Raw genomic sequence first — 14,966 nt, forward strand, 5'->3', positions numbered from 1 at the left:
TGCTAAAGCGATAATCCTCCACAATTTCGATTATTTCATTCAGAATAATCATTTCTAGAAATTGTTTTTAGTTGTTTCTGATCATATACTTCATTCCACTTCCTGCTCGTTTGCACAAAGCTGCTTTGTAACAAGTAATCGGATGGATACTTTTTAAGTAATACGGCAAGATGGCTACGAATGCTTTCAATGTCTTGATCGGTTAGGGGCGATGATGGAGTGATTCGTAGATTAAACGTTATAAAAAAATCTTCTTTTTCCTCACTTGTTGCCTGTTTTTTGAAATAGCCCCACATATGTTGGAGTGTTGTCCGCATACCTTTTTTAGTATAGGGGAGAGTTAAGCTTTCACTGATGAGATCATAAACATCAACTAGCTCTTCATGAGACTGAGCGTTTTTTAATGCTTCTCCCACCTTTTGATAATGTTCATATCCCTTTGCCATCACGGTATATTTGTTTTTTGCCCACAGTTTCTCTGTAAGCGTTCTGATTCTTTTGTCTGGCATATGATCACCTCTGTTCGAAATTTTAAAAAAACTTATAAATAAAAGCAAGAATAAGAGTTGGGATGTTGAATTAGTATACAAGACTAGCAACTTTACAGCACGATGAGAGGAGAGACCTGAATGGGTGAATCGCTTAACGTGTACCAAAATAGTTATCTCTTCGTAATGATGTTTCTTTTCCTTGGCCTTCTCCTTCCAGCTGTTGCTCTAACAGCTGGAAGATTCCTTCGTCCTTCAAAACCAACACCGGAGAAACAAACAACCTATGAAAGCGGCATAGAGCCGTTTCACCAGAGCTGGATTCAGTATAACGTTCGCTATTATTTATTCGGACTGCTTTTTGTGATATTTGATGTCGAAACCGTTTTCTTATATCCGTGGGCGGTTGCTTATCAAAAGCTTGGTTTCTTTGCGTTCATCGAAATGATGATCTTTATTGTCATGCTCTTAATTGGCTTACTATACGCATGGAAAAAGAAGGTGCTGAAATGGATATAAATTTAGAGAATATTACACCGGAAGAATATGAAGAAATGAAGCAGAATGTCTTCCTGGCAACGCTTGAAAACGTAAAGGCCTGGGCCAGGAGTAATTCGCTTTGGCCGCTTACTTTTGGTCTCGCATGCTGTGCAATTGAAATGATGGGTTCAGGGGCTTCCCATTACGACCTTGATCGCTTTGGAACATTTTTTCGAACATCGCCAAGACAGTCTGATGTCATGATTGTATCAGGAACCGTAACGAAGAAAATGGCTCCTGTGCTAAAGCGTCTCTATGACCAAATGCCTGAACCTAAATGGGTTATCGCCATGGGTTCGTGTGCCACAGCTGGTGGCCCTTATATTCATTCCTACGCGGTCGTCAAAGGGGTCGATCAAATCGTACCTGTCGACGTATATATACCTGGATGTCCACCTAATCCAGCAGCACTTATCTATGGAATTAATAAATTACAGGAAAAAATTCGCTATGAAGCTCGAACCGGAAAGCGGGTGACCAACCGATGACAGATGGCAAAACACCTGAAGAGCTAGCAGAAGAAAAGCGGATAGCGGTCGAAGAGGCAAAACGGAAAGCCGCTGAGTTACGACAAAAGAAGGCTGCTGAAGCTGAGAAACCTGCAGACGACCTAGAGCTTCAGAAGAAAAAAAGCAGTGGCTGCTGCAAAGGCCAAAGCAGCTGCCCTCAAGAAGAAAAAAGAACTGGAAAAAAATGAATCAGTAAGTGAAGAGTCAGACGACCTAGCGTTAGCGAAAAAGAAGGCTGTCGCAGCAGCAAAAGCCAAAGCAGCGGCTCTCAAGAAGCAAAAAGAAATGCAGCAGAATGAAGCAATAAGCAAGGATGGGGATACCGATGCCGATCTAGTAAAAAAGAAAGCAGTAGCGGCTGCAAAGGCCAAAGCTGCAGCACTTAAAAAGCAGAAAAAGGATGGAGCGTCTGATATTTCAGATGAGAAAGCAAAAGCGGTAGCTGCCGCAAAAGCAAAGGCGGCTGCAAAGGCGAAAGCAAAAGCATCTGAAGAAAACGAAGAGCCTGTAGAAGAGACCCCTTCACCGAATCAACCTGTCCTTGACCGCTATCTTCACATCATTCAACAAAATCTTAGTGACGATCTTTTAGAAGACGCTTATATTAATCGTCTTGCAAAAGACGTTCCGACGCTCGTTGCTAAAAAACACACGTACTTGAAGCTCGCCCAATTTCTTAAACACAATGAGCTTCTTGCTTTTGACTATCTTTCAGAAACACATGGAACAGATTTTGAATCGCATATGGAAATTTACAATCATCTTTACTCCTATCAGAACAGCCAGAGCGTAGCGCTCAAGGTGAAGATAGATCGAGACGAACCAGTTATTGATTCCCTCACGTCCCTCTGGGTAGGGGCGGACTGGCCCGAACGTGAGGGATTTGATTTACTTGGCATCGTGTTTAAAGGGCATCCCAATTTAACACGAATTATGATGCCTGATGACTGGGTAGGGCATCCCCTTCGAAAAGATTATGAGCCGTATGATGTGGAGGTGTAGCAATGATACGGACAGAGGAAATGCTTTTGAATGTAGGACCTCAGCATCCGAGCACTCATGGTGTCTTTCGCATTGTTCTCAAAATTGATGGAGAAATCATTAAGGAAGCTAAGCCGGTTATTGGTTATCTGCACAGGGGAACAGAAAAAATTGCGGAGAACCTTCAATATACGCAGATCATCCCATATACCGACCGGATGGACTATTTGGCTGCGATGACGAATAATTACATCCTCTGTCATGCCGTTGAGACGATGATGGCAATGGAGCTTCCAGAGCGGGCAGATTATCTTCGCATTATTGTCATGGAGCTTGGACGAGTAGCGAGTCATCTCGTTTGGTTCGGAACATACCTTCTCGATATTGGTGCGATGAGCCCATTTCTATATGCGTTCAGAGAGAGAGAAGTCATCATTAACCTACTAACCGAAATTTCAGGTGGTCGTCTTACCTTTAATTATATGCGCGTAGGCGGAGTGAAGTGGGATGCGCCAGATGGATGGCTTGATAAAGTTCGTGCTTTTGTTCCTTATATGAGAGAACAGTTTGCTGGCTATCACGATCTTGTGACGGGGAATGAAATTTTTATGGCAAGAATCAAAGGAGTAGGTGCTTATTCGAAAGAAAAAGCACTTTCGTATTCCTTGAGTGGGGCGAACCTTCGGTGTACGGGTGTGAAATGGGACCTTAGAAAAAACGAATCGTATTCGCTTTATAACCGCTTTGAATTTGATGTTCCAGTCTTCCGTGAAGGCGATGCGCTAGCGCGTTACCATTGTCGCATGGCTGAGATCGAAGAAGCATTGAAGATTGTAGAACAAGCGGTAGAGCAAATTCCAACTGAAGGTCCTGTTATGGCAAAAGTACCGCGGATTATTAAACCGCCTGCAGGAGAGACTTACGTTCGAATTGAATCACCACGTGGCGAAATCGGGTGCTATATCGCATCAAAAGGAAAGAAGGAGCCTTATCGACTAAAGTTCCGCCGTCCCTCCTTTTATAACTTACAAATACTACCTGAGTTGTTAGAAGGGGAAAACATCTCGAACTTGATTGCGATCCTCGGGGGCATTGATATTGTGCTCGGGGAGGTGGATGGGTAATGATCAACGACATGCTTGGATCTACACCGAGCTACTGGCAGACACTTGGATTTTTCCTTGTAGGTGCTGCGATGTTGATGGTCGTACTCGGTTTTGTAACGTACGCTATTTTGGCAGAGCGAAAAGTACTTGGCTTCATGCAGCTCCGCCATGGTCCAAACAGAGTAGGGGGAAGGTTCGGTTTACTGCAAACGGTAGCGGATGTGCTGAAGCTGTTACTTAAAGAAGATACCATCCCGAGGGATGCAGATCGTCCATTGTTTATCATTGCACCGGTTGTCGCGTTTGCCCCAGCCTTCATTGTGATTGCCGCCCTTCCATTAACAGAACGGGTTTCGTTTGCGAACATTGGCGTTGGCTTGCTTTATTATATTGCGATTTCTGGCATTTCTACGATCGGAATCCTGGCAGGTGGATGGGCATCAAACAATAAGTACGCTCTTCTTGGTAGCATGCGCTCAGCGGCTCAAATGATTTCCTATGAAATTCCACTTGTCATGAGTGTGATCGGCATCGTGCTTTTGACAGGTTCGCTTAATTTAAACACGATTATTGCCGAGCAGGAGAGTGTGGCATTTCTTTTTAAGCAACCGCTCGCCTTTGTGATTTTTCTAATCGCTTTTGTTGCTGAATTGAACCGTACGCCATTTGATTTACCCGAGGCGGAATCCGAGCTCGTAGCCGGATATCATGTTGAATATTCTGGCTTCCGCTGGGCGTTCTTCATGCTTGCAGAATACGTATATTTATTCGCTATGGCTTCGCTAACGACGATTCTATTTCTTGGCGGCTGGCAGGCGATTCCTTACTTATCTTTTATTCCAGGACCAGTCTGGTTTGCACTGAAATTTATCCTAGTCGTCTTCGTGATGATCTGGATTCGCGGTACATTCCCTCGACTAAGAGCGGATCAACTCATGTCCTTTGGCTGGAAAGTACTATTGCCACTCGCACTATTGAACATTTTTCTAACGACCGTTGTCATTGAAATCATTCGTTCATTCTAGATAAGGGAGGAAGCCCAACATGCGAGGACTTGCAAAAGGTTTAGCTTACACCCTCAAAAATATGACGAAAGAGAAAGTAACCTATAACTATCCGGATCAGCCACTAGCCTTACCAGATCGATTTCGTGGCATTCAGAAATTTTATCCTGAGAAGTGTATTGTCTGTAATCAATGCGTTGCCATATGCCCAACTGACTGCATCACCTTAACAGGTAAGAAGCATCCAGATCCAAGCAAGAAAGGAAAAATCATCGACACGTATGATATTAACTTCGAAATTTGCATTCTTTGTGACCTTTGCACAGAGGTATGCCCGACCGAAGCGATCATTATGACGAATAATTTCGAGCTTGCCGAATATAGCCGGGATGATCTTTTTAAGAATTTAGAATGGCTCGATGAAAATGACACGAACCTTCGAAAGGAAAATAAAGTATGACCGGAGAGCTGCTCGTCTTTCTTTTCCTATTTCTTGTGACGATTACTGGCGGCTTGCTGATGATTAATCTAACGAAAGTGATTCATATGATGATGGCGTTAGTGCTAACTTTTCTCGGCATTGCTGGACTTTACGTGATGCTTTCAGCAGAATTCGTGGCTGTTGTGCAAGTTCTGATTTATTCTGGCGCTATTACGATCATCATGTTATTTGGCATCATGCTGACGAAACATTCTGAAGAAGAAACGAAAACAAGCTGGGCAAAGAAAGGGCTCGTTTTAACTGGGATCACCGTATTCTTTCTGATCGTCTTTAAAGGCATTCGTACTGTTTCTCTCGGGCCACAAGCAGAGAGCTTGCACGAAAATAATACGGAGCAAATAGGTATGATGTTGTTCACAGATTACGTTATTCCATTTGAACTTGTATCTGTGCTCCTACTCGTCGCTCTTGTCGGAGCAATCATTATTGCAAAGAAAGATGATCCCGATGATAAAGAAGGTGAGCAGTCATGAGCTCAATCCCACTTTCGGCTTTTCTATTAACGGCGTTGATTCTTTTTTGTATCGGTCTCTACGGGGCATTAACGAAGCGGAACGCCGTCATCGTCCTTATCTCGATCGAGTTAATGCTGAATGCAGTGAACTTAAATCTTGTAGCTTTTGCAAAATATGGTGTAGGTGCTTCGATTCGGGGGCAGGTATTTTCTCTTTTTACCATTACAGTCGCTGCAGCGGAAGCCGCTGTCGGCCTTGCCATTCTTATGGCGCTTTATCGGAACAGGGCTACCGTCAATGTAGATGAAATGAATACACTCAAAAAGTAGCGAAGGGGGTATAAAAGTGGACTATGTCTGGCTTATACCAATGTTGCCGCTTCTATCGTTTCTCATCATTCTTTTCACTAGGCCGATTCTTTATCGAAAAGCCGGCGTTGTGGGCACCGTTCTCGCTGGTGCTGCCTTTATTTGTTCCCTTCTCGTGCTTTACAGTCATTTCGTTAAAGGGAACTATCTCGTAGAACACAACTGGCTCTCCATCGATTTAGTGGTGATTACGGTGGGCCTTGAAGTGAATCCGCTAAATGCTTTGATGCTCGTGATCGTCACGCTTGTCAGCTTTCTCGTACATATGTATTCGATCGGTTATATGGCGAATGACGAGCGCTATGCAACGTTCTTTAGTTATCTTGGTCTGTTCACTTTTGCGATGACGGCTCTCGTTCTCTCACCAAACCTCCTTCAACTTTATGTTTTCTGGGAGCTTGTTGGTGTTTGTTCCTTTCTACTAGTAGGTTTTTATTTCTATAAACCAGAAGCAAAGGCAGCTGCAAAAAAAGCTTTTATCGTCACAAGGATTGGAGATATTGGTCTGCTTATTGCGATTTTCCTTCTCTTTTGGCAAACAGGAAGCTTTGAACTCGATGTCATTTTTGAAGCGGCTCAAGCAGGCGATATTGCCCCTTCAATGGTCACGCTAATAGCGATTCTTATTTTCGTAGGGGCGATAGGAAAATCTGGTCAGTTCCCGCTCCACACATGGCTTCCTGATGCGATGGAAGGTCCAACCCCAGTCTCGGCTTTAATCCATGCAGCGACAATGGTTGCTGCGGGTGTTTATCTCGTTGCTGTCATGTACCCACTCTTCGCAAGTTCAGAAACGGCTATGACAACCGTTGCCATAACAGGTGGATTCACCGCCATTTTTGCAGCGACAATCGCCCTTGTCCAGAAAGACATTAAACGCATACTTGCCTACTCAACCATTAGTCAACTAGGGTATATGATGCTTGCCCTAGGTGCAGCGGGCTATACAGCAGGGATTTTCCACCTGACAACTCATGCGTTCTTTAAAGCCTTACTCTTTCTTGCTGCAGGAAGTGTGATCCATGCGGTCCATGAACAAAACATTCATAAAATGGGGGGGCTTCGAAAAAAACTGCCTATCACAGCAGTTCTCTTCTTAATAGGTTGCTTATCCATTTCTGGATTTCCGCTATTTGCAGGTTTTTTTAGTAAGGATGAGATACTTGTCGCGACTTATGCGGATGGGCGCTACATTTTATTTGCGATTGCTTTAGCAACCGCTTTTCTGACAGCGTTTTATATGTTTCGCCTTTACTTCCTCGTCTTTTCTGGCACGGGTTCGAGTGAAGCGAAAGAGTCTTCTAGGGTGATGCTGATTCCAATGATTGTCCTTTCGGCTTTAGCTATTGTTGCGGGGTATATTCAGACAACGTGGTTCGGTTCGTTTCTTGGTGACTGGCTAGAAACGAGCCCGTATCCGATATTAGCCAATCATCATTCAGGACCCTCGTGGATTCCGGTCAGTGCGAGTTTGTTAGCCATTGCAGGAATTGGACTCGCCTGGTTCATGTATGTAAGAAAAGGCATGGCTCCAGTTGGAGGGAGCGAAGTGCATAAGCTGTTAACGCATCAATATTATATCGACGAAATATACGAAGCTACCTTTATAAAAGGAACCCGTGTGATCGGTTACTTCTGGTTGTATTTTGATCGCTTTATTATTGAAGGAGGCGCTCAGGGCATAACGGGAATTGTAAAGCACTTAGGAAAAGTGGGAGCAAGAATTCAATCCGGTCAAGTTCAAACATACGGCACCGTAGCATTCTCTGGTTTAGTGGTCGTGCTCCTATTAATTGCAGTATTTGGGGGGTATTTCTAATGGATGAGTCTTACTTGCTAACGATCTTGATTTTCTCCCCACTACTTGGTGTCATCGTTCTTGCTATGATGCCCTCACAGCATCAATCAATCAAAACAGTTGGTATTCTTGGCACAGTGCTACCACTAACGTTAACGATTTTTGTATTTAGCTTATACGATCGAACATTATCAGGCGTTCAATTTGCGGAAACACATCAATGGTTTGAGTTAATGACCGCGATTAGTCCCAACGAGCCTTATCCAGTGACTTATGATCTTGGGGTGACAGGGCTATCGCTTCTTTTTCTAATGCTATCTTCATTGATTACGTTTCTCGCCTCACTTGCGGCCCTTCGCATTCAAGAAGGTGTGAAAGGATTTTATATCCTCTTTTTGATACTGGAACTTGGCATTCTCGGCGTTTTTTCAAGCGAAAACTTGTTTTTGTTTTTCTTATTCTTTGAAATGACTCTTGTTGCGATGTTTCTACTTGTAGGGAAATGGGGCGGATATGAGCGGGAAAAAGCAGCCTTCTCTTTCTTAGTTTACAACGGGATAGGCTCGATCCTATTGTTAATTGTCATTATCGTTCTCTTTGTTGAGACGAGAACGACAAATATTAGTGAGCTAACCTCTCTCTTACAAGAGACAGAGTCCTATGAAATTATATCTGGAAACACTAGAATGTGGCTGTTTGCCCTGCTGTTACTGGCATTTGGTACAAAGCTTCCAATCGTACCGCTACATACGTGGATGGTACGAGTACACGTGGAGGCTCCAATCGCCATTGTGATGATTCACGCCGGTGTATTACTTAAAATAGGCGCATATGGGCTCATACGTTTCGGAGCGGGATTCTTTCCAGAGCAGCTAAAAGAAACGGCAGTTCTTCTAGCTATTCTTGGCGTCATTAATTTGCTGTATGGTGCTTTTATTGCCTTAGTTCAAACAGAACTTCGCGCTATTCTAGCCTATTCCTCGATTTCGCATATGGGAATCGTCATTCTGGGCGTTGCTTCATTTAATACCGCGGGTCTTCAAGGGGCAGTGTTCCAAACAATTTCTCATGGTCTTATCGCAGCGCTGCTGTTCCTGCTTGTTGGTGTACTGATCGACCGTTTTCACACCACAAAGCTTGGAGAATTAGGTGGTATTGCAAGTCAGACGCCCCTTTTTGCAGGTTTTTTCCTGGCAGCCGGGCTGGCATCACTTGGATTACCTGGAATGAGCGGTTTCATCAGTGAATTTCTAGCTTTTTTAGGCTTATTTGAAACGATGCCTGTAATCGGAAGCATTGGCGTGATTGGTCTCATTTTAACAGCGGTTTATATGCTTCGCGCCGTTCTTGCGGTTACCTTTGGTGAAAGACGCCCAACGTTTGATAAGGAAAGAGATCTATCTGCTGTTGAGCTTGTTCCATCAGCTATTCTACTCAGTATGATTATTTGGATTGGTGTCTATCCTGCAGTGTTATCTAACACACTTCAAATCGCTCGTACACTCGGGATCGGAGGTTAACGAATGGATATCGATACGTTGCTAGCGTACCAATGGAGCAGTATGATGCCGGAATTCACTATACTAGTAACAGCAGTTGCACTCTCGTTGATCGATCTCTTTATGGATAAAAAGCGAGATAGGTCTATTCTCGTTTGGCTCGCAATCGTCGGCATCGCACTGGCCATTGTCTTTCTTATTTTTCAGTTTGATAATGGAGTTGTCACGATTCTAAATCAAACTTATCGACTGGATTCTTTTGCGAAAGCGTTTAAGCTTCTTATGTTAATTGGAACTGGTTTCGTTATGCTTCTAGGCTTGAAAACGAATGATCTAAGCGAAGTGAAAGGTGAGTACCACTACCTTCTTCTAACGGGTTTACTAGGTGGTATGATGATGGCTTCGAGTGCAGATCTGATTACGCTTTTTGTAGGTCTAGAATTATTAAGCCTATCTTCATATGTTCTAGTGGGAATTCGAAAGAAAGATAAGCTCGCAAATGAAGCGGCGTTTAAATATGTCGTTAATGGCGGTATAGCGACTGCGATCACGCTGTTTGGGATGAGCTATTTATTTGGACTTACTGGAGAAACGAATATATATGAAATTCAAGCGCTAATGGGAAGCGAAGTAGTAACGGAAAATCGTTATCTTGCCGTTTTTGCTTTTCTCATGATATTCGTTGGTCTAGCCTTTAAAATTACGGCTGCTCCGTTTCATATGTGGGCACCAGATGTATACCAGGGAGCCGAAACACCGATTACAGCTTATCTTAGTGTTGTTTCTAAAATAGCTGGATTTGCAATCACACTTAGACTGCTAATGGTACCGTTTGTCTTTGCACCTGGTACAGGAAAAGTAATTACACCAGAGGGAATCAGCTATGAAACGCTACTTGTATCTGTTCGACCTTATCTTGTTCTATTAGCTGTTCTAACGATTCTTATAGGAAATGTGATGGCACTCAGACAGCTGAACGCAAAACGACTTTTGGCTTATTCCAGCATTGCGCACGCAGGGTATCTTCTCGTACCGTTAGCCGCTCTTTCTGAGTTAGTCTTTGATGCTGTGTGGTTTTATCTCGCCGCCTATCTGTTGATGAATCTGGGGGCTTTCGCTGTCATCCATGCCTTGGCGGAAAATGACGAGGAGGTTACGGTGGCTTCGTTTGCAGGACTATTTCAGCGAGCGCCGTATGTAACCATTGCTATGACGATCTATCTTCTATCTCTCGCTGGTATCCCGCTCACAGCTGGTTTCATCGGTAAGTTTGAGATTTTCATGAGTGCTCTTGGTACCGAACCGAAGCGATATTTTTTAGTAGTCGCTATGCTAGCGGGCACAGTGCTTTCCTATGTTTATTATTTTGGGCTGTTTATTCAAATGTACTTTAGACCTTCCCAAACAAAAAGGCCGGTTTTGGCATCAAATGGCATCGTCACCGTGCTAGCCATAACGGCAGCTGGAACCGTTTTGCTTGGGGTTTTCCCTTCCATTGCGTTATCCTTTATACATGATCATTTTCAATTTCTAGAGATTTTTAATCCTTAGAACAGCAGATCATTCTGCTGTTTTTTTCATGAATGAGTGCATTCCTACCAGATTATGACGAAAATGACTTATTTTGAATTGAAATAATCCCTTTTATAGTGGGAAAGTAGGGTATTCATTTGAGTGGAAATCTTTTATAATAGGCTCTTAGATGGAAAAATGTACGTTTGTCGAATGGTGCACTTGCAGATGGGGGGTAGAGAAGATGACAGAAGCACTGGCGCAACAATCGATTTTAACGATTGTCATTAACCTGGTTTTCATTATGATCACCTGGTGGGCGCTACAAACCGTTCGGTTCGATGTATTCTTTAAAAAGCCGAACAGTCCACAGGCGAAAGTCCTCATGATTTTACTAACCCTAAGCATCGGCTCCCTCGCAAGCAGTTTCTTCCTAGATTACTACAACTGGTCACTCCGTCTACAATATTTCTTTTGAAAAATGAAAAGCGAAAACGCCCGTTTAAACCCGACAAGCGCTGGAGCCTTCCAGAATGAACACGGTCTTTGTGTTCATTCTGGAAGGTGAAGCGATCGAGGGTTTGGGCGTTGTAGCTAGACAATGAAAAGCGAAAACCCCCGTTTAGGCCCGACAAGCGCTGGAGCCATTTAGAATGAACACGGTCTTTGTGTTCAATCTAAATGGTGAAGCGATCGAGGGACTGGGGGTTGCAGCTAGACAATGAAAAGCGAATGCGCCCGTTTAAACCCGACAAGCGTTGTAGCTAAACAAACACACCAGCGTTAACATACAGAAGCTTCGTACGGAATTTGTCGGGAACTGACTACAACTTCCATGTATGCACTCCCTCCTCGTGGTCACACTGAAAGATAAGAAGACCTGAACGGGGAGAGGGTTAAGATGAAGCTTCTAATCGGAGTATTATCTATTTTACTTTTAGCGAGTTTTTCAAATGGTACATCGGTCTCAATTGAAGATGACACGGAAGTAAAAGTAACCGAAATGGCGAATGTTTTATTAACCCACAATTATTCAATTGAGGGCTGGTCTCTTTACACACGAGAAAAAGTGAGTTTCATCAAGGAGTCCTTAGGGTACAAAGGTATTACGTCTAAGCTTACAGAAAGAGCACCCGGTTTTTCATGGGGTGATCTGGTAAAAAATGATGGAAATGTAAAAGTAAGTGGGACAAGAATTGATTCTAAGCTAGGTACGAAAGAAACACTGACACTCGTGTCTTATCCAGAAAACAATCGCATTAGCTCTTATCTTATTTACAAAATGGAAATAACAGGATTTTCTCAGGAGGAATGGCGAACAACGTACGAACGTTTTAAGGCACAAAAGACACAATTATATCCGCAAGAATCACCAGTTTTCACTTGTTTTGTAGGCGAGAAAAATGATACAATGAACATTGTTTTGTACAATGAAGCAGACAAGCTGTTAGGAGCTTTTTCCGCTTCAAAAGTAGAAGAAATCAATGAAGAGACGTTTGTATCTCTTTCCGCATACCATGAAGAGTGGGAAGAAGATCTTGTAACGAACAACAAGAGAATGAACATACAAATAGCATTACGCAATACAGGAATAGGCGGCGGAATAACCGCAACAATTGGCACACCAATAATTACGACTGAATATTAATATACAAATAGGACGCGGAGGGGAATACGTTGGAAAAAATCATCGTCCGAGGTGGCAGGAGATTGTCTGGCTCTGTGAAAGTTGAAGGAGCTAAAAATGCAGTCTTGCCCGTCATCACAGCATCTATTTTAGCAGGAGAAGGCACGAGCACGTTAAAAGATGTGCCTGCCCTTTCAGATGTACACACGATAAGTGAAGTATTAAGCTATCTTAATGTTGAGACGCAAATAGAAGGCAACACGATTAAAGTAGACGCAACAAAACCTTTGGAAACAGAGGCACCATTTGAAGCAGTTCGTAAAATGCGAGCTTCGTTTCTTGTAATGGGACCACTTTTGGCCCGTGTGGGTCATGCTCGTATTGCACTACCTGGAGGTTGCGCAATTGGTTCAAGACCAATTGATCAACACCTTAAAGGGTTTGAAGCGATGGGTGCAGAAGTTACGATTGGTAACGGCTTTATTGAAGCAGGCATCAAAGGAAGACTTCAAGGAGCAAAGATTTATCTTGATTTCCCAAGTGTAGGCGCCACTGAGAACATTATGATGGCTGCTGTACTTGCTGAAGGTACAACAGTAATGGAAAACGTTGCTCAAGAGCCTGAGATCGTTTGTCTTGCAAATTATTTGAACGCTATGGGTGCGAAAGTTCGCGGTGCAGGTACTGCTACAATCCGCATTGAAGGCGTTGAGAAACTAGTTGGAGCAGAGCATGCTGTCATTCCAGACCGTATTGAAGCAGGAACATTCATGGTAGCTGCTGCAATTACTGGTGGTAACGTTCTGATCGAGAATGCTGTATCTGAACATCTTCGTCCACTTATCGCGAAAATGGAAGAAATGGGCGTAGAAATTACAGAAGAAGGTCAGGGACTTCGTATTGTTGGACCTGAAACGCTTAAGCCTGTTGATTTAAAAACAATGCCTCACCCTGGATTCCCGACGGATATGCAATCCCAGATGATGGCGTTGCTACTTCAAGCGAAGGGTACAAGTGTGATTACTGAAACAGTATTTGAAAATCGGTTCATGCACGTGGAAGAATTCCGCCGCATGAATGGTAACATTAAGATTGAAGGACGCGCTGCTATTATCGAAGGGCCTTCTACACTTCAAGGTGCAGAAGTATCCGCTACTGATTTGCGCGCTGGAGCTGCTTTGATTCTTGCTGGCCTTGTAGCTGATGGCTACACTCGCGTTGATGAGCTTAAGCACTTGGATCGCGGTTACGTGAACTTCTCCGGAAAGCTTGCAAGCCTTGGAGCTGACGTTGAACGCGTAACAGTTGATGAAGATGCAAAGCCTGCAACAGAAACAACTGAAGAGCAATCAGTTAACATGAAACCAAAATTTGCATAATCTAATAATAAAGAAAAAAAGGAGGCCACTGGCCTCCTTTTTTGTATGCAACCAAAATAAATACTATATTTAATGACTGACAGATTATTGGTAAAAAACGTTTTGGCTGCTAGCATTTCTGTTCTAAATGGTTGTCCAACTCCATACGATGATAGGGGTAAACAATCGAGAAGGAGGCATGCGGATGAAGCGAATGGTAGGTTCACTTATTCTATTTGCAGCGATTCTAATCCTTCTTCCATCTATCCTGGTTTTACCTTTTGGAACAACGGAGATGAAGCAACCAGTAAGTGAAGGAAATCAGATGGCTGAGAAGAAGGTGGCAGAAGTGGTGGAAGTGGAAGTCCCGGTCTATCGTTCAGCAAAGACTGTGACGACGAGCATACCGATCGAAGATTATGTAAAAGGCGTTGTTGCTGCTGAGATGCCTACAGATTTCAATATGGAAGCTTTAAAGGCTCAAGCTCTCACAGCGAGAACGTTTGTCGTAACAAAGCTCACAAACCCTCCTGCGGACCTTCCCGATCAAGCGGTTGTAACGGATACGGTTCAGGATCAGGTATATAGAGATGAAGCCGAGCTTAAGAAAGCATGGGGCAAAGACTTTGAAGAGAAATATGCAAGAATAGAAGAAGCAGTTCAAGCCACGGCAGGGCAAATTTTAACGTATGATGGGAATCCGATTTATGCTTCCTTTTTCTCAACAAGCAACGGCTATACCGAGAATTCGGAAGATTATTGGGAAAATAAAGCTCCGTACTTAAGAAGTGTCGAAAGTCCTTGGGACGTTGATTCTCCAAAGTATGAAGACAAAGCGACGTTTACAGTAGCCGACTTCGAAAAGAAGTTAGGAGTCACGCTCACTAATGACCAATCGATTGGAACGATCAAAAACTTGACGGAAGGTAAAAGAGTTGCGGAAGTTTCAATAAATGGGAAGCAGTTTACAGGAAGAGAAGTCAGGGACCTTCTTGGCCTTCGTTCTTCTGACTTCACATGGGACCGGAGCGGCGATACGATTACTGTTTCCACGAAAGGATTTGGGCACGGCGTAGGCATGAGTCAATATGGAGCTAATGGAATGGCTGAGGACGGCAGTGCTTACTCTGATATCGTTAAATATTATTATCAAGGTGTTGCCATTAGTGAAATGGAAAAATACGTGACGAATTTTACAGCCCAAAGATAAAAGGCCGCA

At 43.4% G+C, this 14,966-nt stretch carries 17 protein-coding genes; 16 read left to right on the top strand and 1 reads right to left on the bottom strand.

Features of this window, described 5'->3' with window-relative positions; all coding sequences use genetic code 11:
* Window positions 1–35: 35 nt before the first annotated feature.
* Window positions 36–509, bottom strand: coding sequence for a YbgA family protein (locus ACIFPW_RS14565; RefSeq protein ID WP_430245307.1), 474 nt, complete (start codon window positions 507–509; stop codon window positions 36–38).
* Window positions 510–629: 120 nt separating this feature from the next.
* Between ACIFPW_RS14565 and ACIFPW_RS14570 the strand changes: the two genes are divergently transcribed.
* The 16 genes from ACIFPW_RS14570 to spoIID all read left to right on the top strand — a co-directional run bounded on the left by ACIFPW_RS14570 (window position 630) and on the right by spoIID (window position 14,957).
* Window positions 630–1,007, top strand: coding sequence for an NADH-quinone oxidoreductase subunit A (locus tag ACIFPW_RS14570; RefSeq protein WP_226615730.1), 378 nt, complete (start codon window positions 630–632; stop codon window positions 1,005–1,007).
* A complete protein-coding gene (locus ACIFPW_RS14575; protein ID WP_194218394.1) occupies window positions 998–1,516 on the top strand; it encodes a NuoB/complex I 20 kDa subunit family protein in 519 nt (172 codons plus the stop codon). Before ACIFPW_RS14570 ends, ACIFPW_RS14575 begins: the two co-directional genes overlap by 10 nt.
* Window positions 1,513–1,725: a hypothetical protein gene (locus ACIFPW_RS14580; RefSeq protein WP_430245310.1), complete on the top strand. Its 213-nt coding sequence runs from the start codon at window positions 1,513–1,515 to the stop codon at window positions 1,723–1,725. The genes ACIFPW_RS14575 and ACIFPW_RS14580 overlap by 4 nt, the downstream gene beginning before the upstream one ends.
* Window positions 1,664–2,539, top strand: a complete 876-nt coding sequence (locus ACIFPW_RS14585) for an NADH-quinone oxidoreductase subunit C (protein ID WP_430245312.1) — start codon at window positions 1,664–1,666, stop codon at window positions 2,537–2,539. The genes ACIFPW_RS14580 and ACIFPW_RS14585 overlap by 62 nt, the downstream gene beginning before the upstream one ends.
* A gap of 2 nt (window positions 2,540–2,541) precedes the next feature.
* Window positions 2,542–3,642: an NADH-quinone oxidoreductase subunit D gene (locus tag ACIFPW_RS14590; RefSeq protein WP_430245314.1), complete on the top strand. Its 1,101-nt coding sequence runs from the start codon at window positions 2,542–2,544 to the stop codon at window positions 3,640–3,642.
* Window positions 3,642–4,649 carry an NADH-quinone oxidoreductase subunit NuoH gene (gene nuoH, locus ACIFPW_RS14595; RefSeq protein ID WP_430245316.1) on the top strand — a complete coding sequence of 336 codons (1,008 nt, stop codon included), beginning with the start codon at window positions 3,642–3,644 and terminating at the stop codon, window positions 4,647–4,649. Before ACIFPW_RS14590 ends, nuoH begins: the two co-directional genes overlap by 1 nt.
* A 19-nt stretch (window positions 4,650–4,668) precedes the next feature.
* Entirely contained in the window at window positions 4,669–5,088 is a 420-nt protein-coding gene (nuoI, locus tag ACIFPW_RS14600) for an NADH-quinone oxidoreductase subunit NuoI (protein WP_430245318.1), read from the top strand.
* Complete coding sequence (locus ACIFPW_RS14605; RefSeq protein WP_430245320.1) at window positions 5,085–5,603, top strand: NADH-quinone oxidoreductase subunit J; 519 nt, start codon at window positions 5,085–5,087, stop codon at window positions 5,601–5,603. Before nuoI ends, ACIFPW_RS14605 begins: the two co-directional genes overlap by 4 nt.
* On the top strand, window positions 5,600–5,914 hold the full coding sequence (gene nuoK / locus ACIFPW_RS14610; RefSeq protein ID WP_194218400.1) for an NADH-quinone oxidoreductase subunit NuoK: 315 nt from the start codon (window positions 5,600–5,602) through the stop codon (window positions 5,912–5,914). The genes ACIFPW_RS14605 and nuoK overlap by 4 nt, the downstream gene beginning before the upstream one ends.
* Window positions 5,915–5,930: 16 nt before the next feature.
* Window positions 5,931–7,772 carry an NADH-quinone oxidoreductase subunit L gene (gene nuoL, locus ACIFPW_RS14615; RefSeq protein ID WP_430245322.1) on the top strand — a complete coding sequence of 614 codons (1,842 nt, stop codon included), beginning with the start codon at window positions 5,931–5,933 and terminating at the stop codon, window positions 7,770–7,772.
* Window positions 7,772–9,271 carry a complex I subunit 4 family protein gene (locus ACIFPW_RS14620; protein ID WP_430245324.1) on the top strand — a complete coding sequence of 500 codons (1,500 nt, stop codon included), beginning with the start codon at window positions 7,772–7,774 and terminating at the stop codon, window positions 9,269–9,271. The genes nuoL and ACIFPW_RS14620 overlap by 1 nt, the downstream gene beginning before the upstream one ends.
* 3 nt (window positions 9,272–9,274) lie before the next feature.
* The gene (nuoN, locus tag ACIFPW_RS14625; RefSeq protein WP_430245326.1) at window positions 9,275–10,801 is read left to right on the top strand and encodes an NADH-quinone oxidoreductase subunit NuoN; all 1,527 of its coding nucleotides are present in this window, start codon (window positions 9,275–9,277) and stop codon (window positions 10,799–10,801) included.
* 205 nt (window positions 10,802–11,006) lie between these two features.
* The gene (locus tag ACIFPW_RS14630; RefSeq protein ID WP_098445370.1) at window positions 11,007–11,240 is read left to right on the top strand and encodes a DUF1146 family protein; all 234 of its coding nucleotides are present in this window, start codon (window positions 11,007–11,009) and stop codon (window positions 11,238–11,240) included.
* Window positions 11,241–11,663: 423 nt separating this feature from the next.
* Window positions 11,664–12,410 carry a YwmB family TATA-box binding protein gene (locus ACIFPW_RS14635; RefSeq protein WP_430245329.1) on the top strand — a complete coding sequence of 249 codons (747 nt, stop codon included), beginning with the start codon at window positions 11,664–11,666 and terminating at the stop codon, window positions 12,408–12,410.
* Between the two features lie 29 nt (window positions 12,411–12,439).
* Window positions 12,440–13,768 (top strand): UDP-N-acetylglucosamine 1-carboxyvinyltransferase, encoded by a 1,329-nt coding sequence (murA, locus tag ACIFPW_RS14640; RefSeq protein ID WP_430245331.1) that lies wholly within the window; start codon window positions 12,440–12,442, stop codon window positions 13,766–13,768.
* Between the two features lie 184 nt (window positions 13,769–13,952).
* On the top strand, window positions 13,953–14,957 hold the full coding sequence (spoIID, locus tag ACIFPW_RS14645; protein WP_430245333.1) for a stage II sporulation protein D: 1,005 nt from the start codon (window positions 13,953–13,955) through the stop codon (window positions 14,955–14,957).
* The last annotated feature ends 9 nt before the right edge of the window (window positions 14,958–14,966 follow it).

This window comes from Pseudalkalibacillus sp. NRS-1564 (assembly GCF_050467905.1).
Classification (GTDB): Bacteria; Bacillota; Bacilli; order Bacillales; family Guptibacillaceae; genus Guptibacillus; species Guptibacillus hwajinpoensis_B.

What these genes read in the sequence shown, in the direction of transcription:
- ACIFPW_RS14565 (WP_430245307.1), bottom strand. Translation starts at nt 509, where the DNA reads ATGCCAGACAAAAGAATCAGAACGCTTACAGAGAAACTGTGGGCAAAA.
- ACIFPW_RS14570 (WP_226615730.1), top strand. Translation starts at nt 630, where the DNA reads ATGGGTGAATCGCTTAACGTGTACCAAAATAGTTATCTCTTCGTAATG.
- ACIFPW_RS14575 (WP_194218394.1), top strand. Translation starts at nt 998, where the DNA reads ATGGATATAAATTTAGAGAATATTACACCGGAAGAATATGAAGAAATG.
- ACIFPW_RS14580 (WP_430245310.1), top strand. Translation starts at nt 1,513, where the DNA reads ATGACAGATGGCAAAACACCTGAAGAGCTAGCAGAAGAAAAGCGGATA.
- ACIFPW_RS14590 (WP_430245314.1), top strand. Translation starts at nt 2,542, where the DNA reads ATGATACGGACAGAGGAAATGCTTTTGAATGTAGGACCTCAGCATCCG.
- nuoH (WP_430245316.1), top strand. Translation starts at nt 3,642, where the DNA reads ATGATCAACGACATGCTTGGATCTACACCGAGCTACTGGCAGACACTT.
- nuoI (WP_430245318.1), top strand. Translation starts at nt 4,669, where the DNA reads ATGCGAGGACTTGCAAAAGGTTTAGCTTACACCCTCAAAAATATGACG.
- ACIFPW_RS14605 (WP_430245320.1), top strand. Translation starts at nt 5,085, where the DNA reads ATGACCGGAGAGCTGCTCGTCTTTCTTTTCCTATTTCTTGTGACGATT.
- nuoK (WP_194218400.1), top strand. Translation starts at nt 5,600, where the DNA reads ATGAGCTCAATCCCACTTTCGGCTTTTCTATTAACGGCGTTGATTCTT.
- ACIFPW_RS14620 (WP_430245324.1), top strand. Translation starts at nt 7,772, where the DNA reads ATGGATGAGTCTTACTTGCTAACGATCTTGATTTTCTCCCCACTACTT.
- nuoN (WP_430245326.1), top strand. Translation starts at nt 9,275, where the DNA reads ATGGATATCGATACGTTGCTAGCGTACCAATGGAGCAGTATGATGCCG.
- ACIFPW_RS14630 (WP_098445370.1), top strand. Translation starts at nt 11,007, where the DNA reads ATGACAGAAGCACTGGCGCAACAATCGATTTTAACGATTGTCATTAAC.
- ACIFPW_RS14635 (WP_430245329.1), top strand. Translation starts at nt 11,664, where the DNA reads ATGAAGCTTCTAATCGGAGTATTATCTATTTTACTTTTAGCGAGTTTT.
- spoIID (WP_430245333.1), top strand. Translation starts at nt 13,953, where the DNA reads ATGAAGCGAATGGTAGGTTCACTTATTCTATTTGCAGCGATTCTAATC.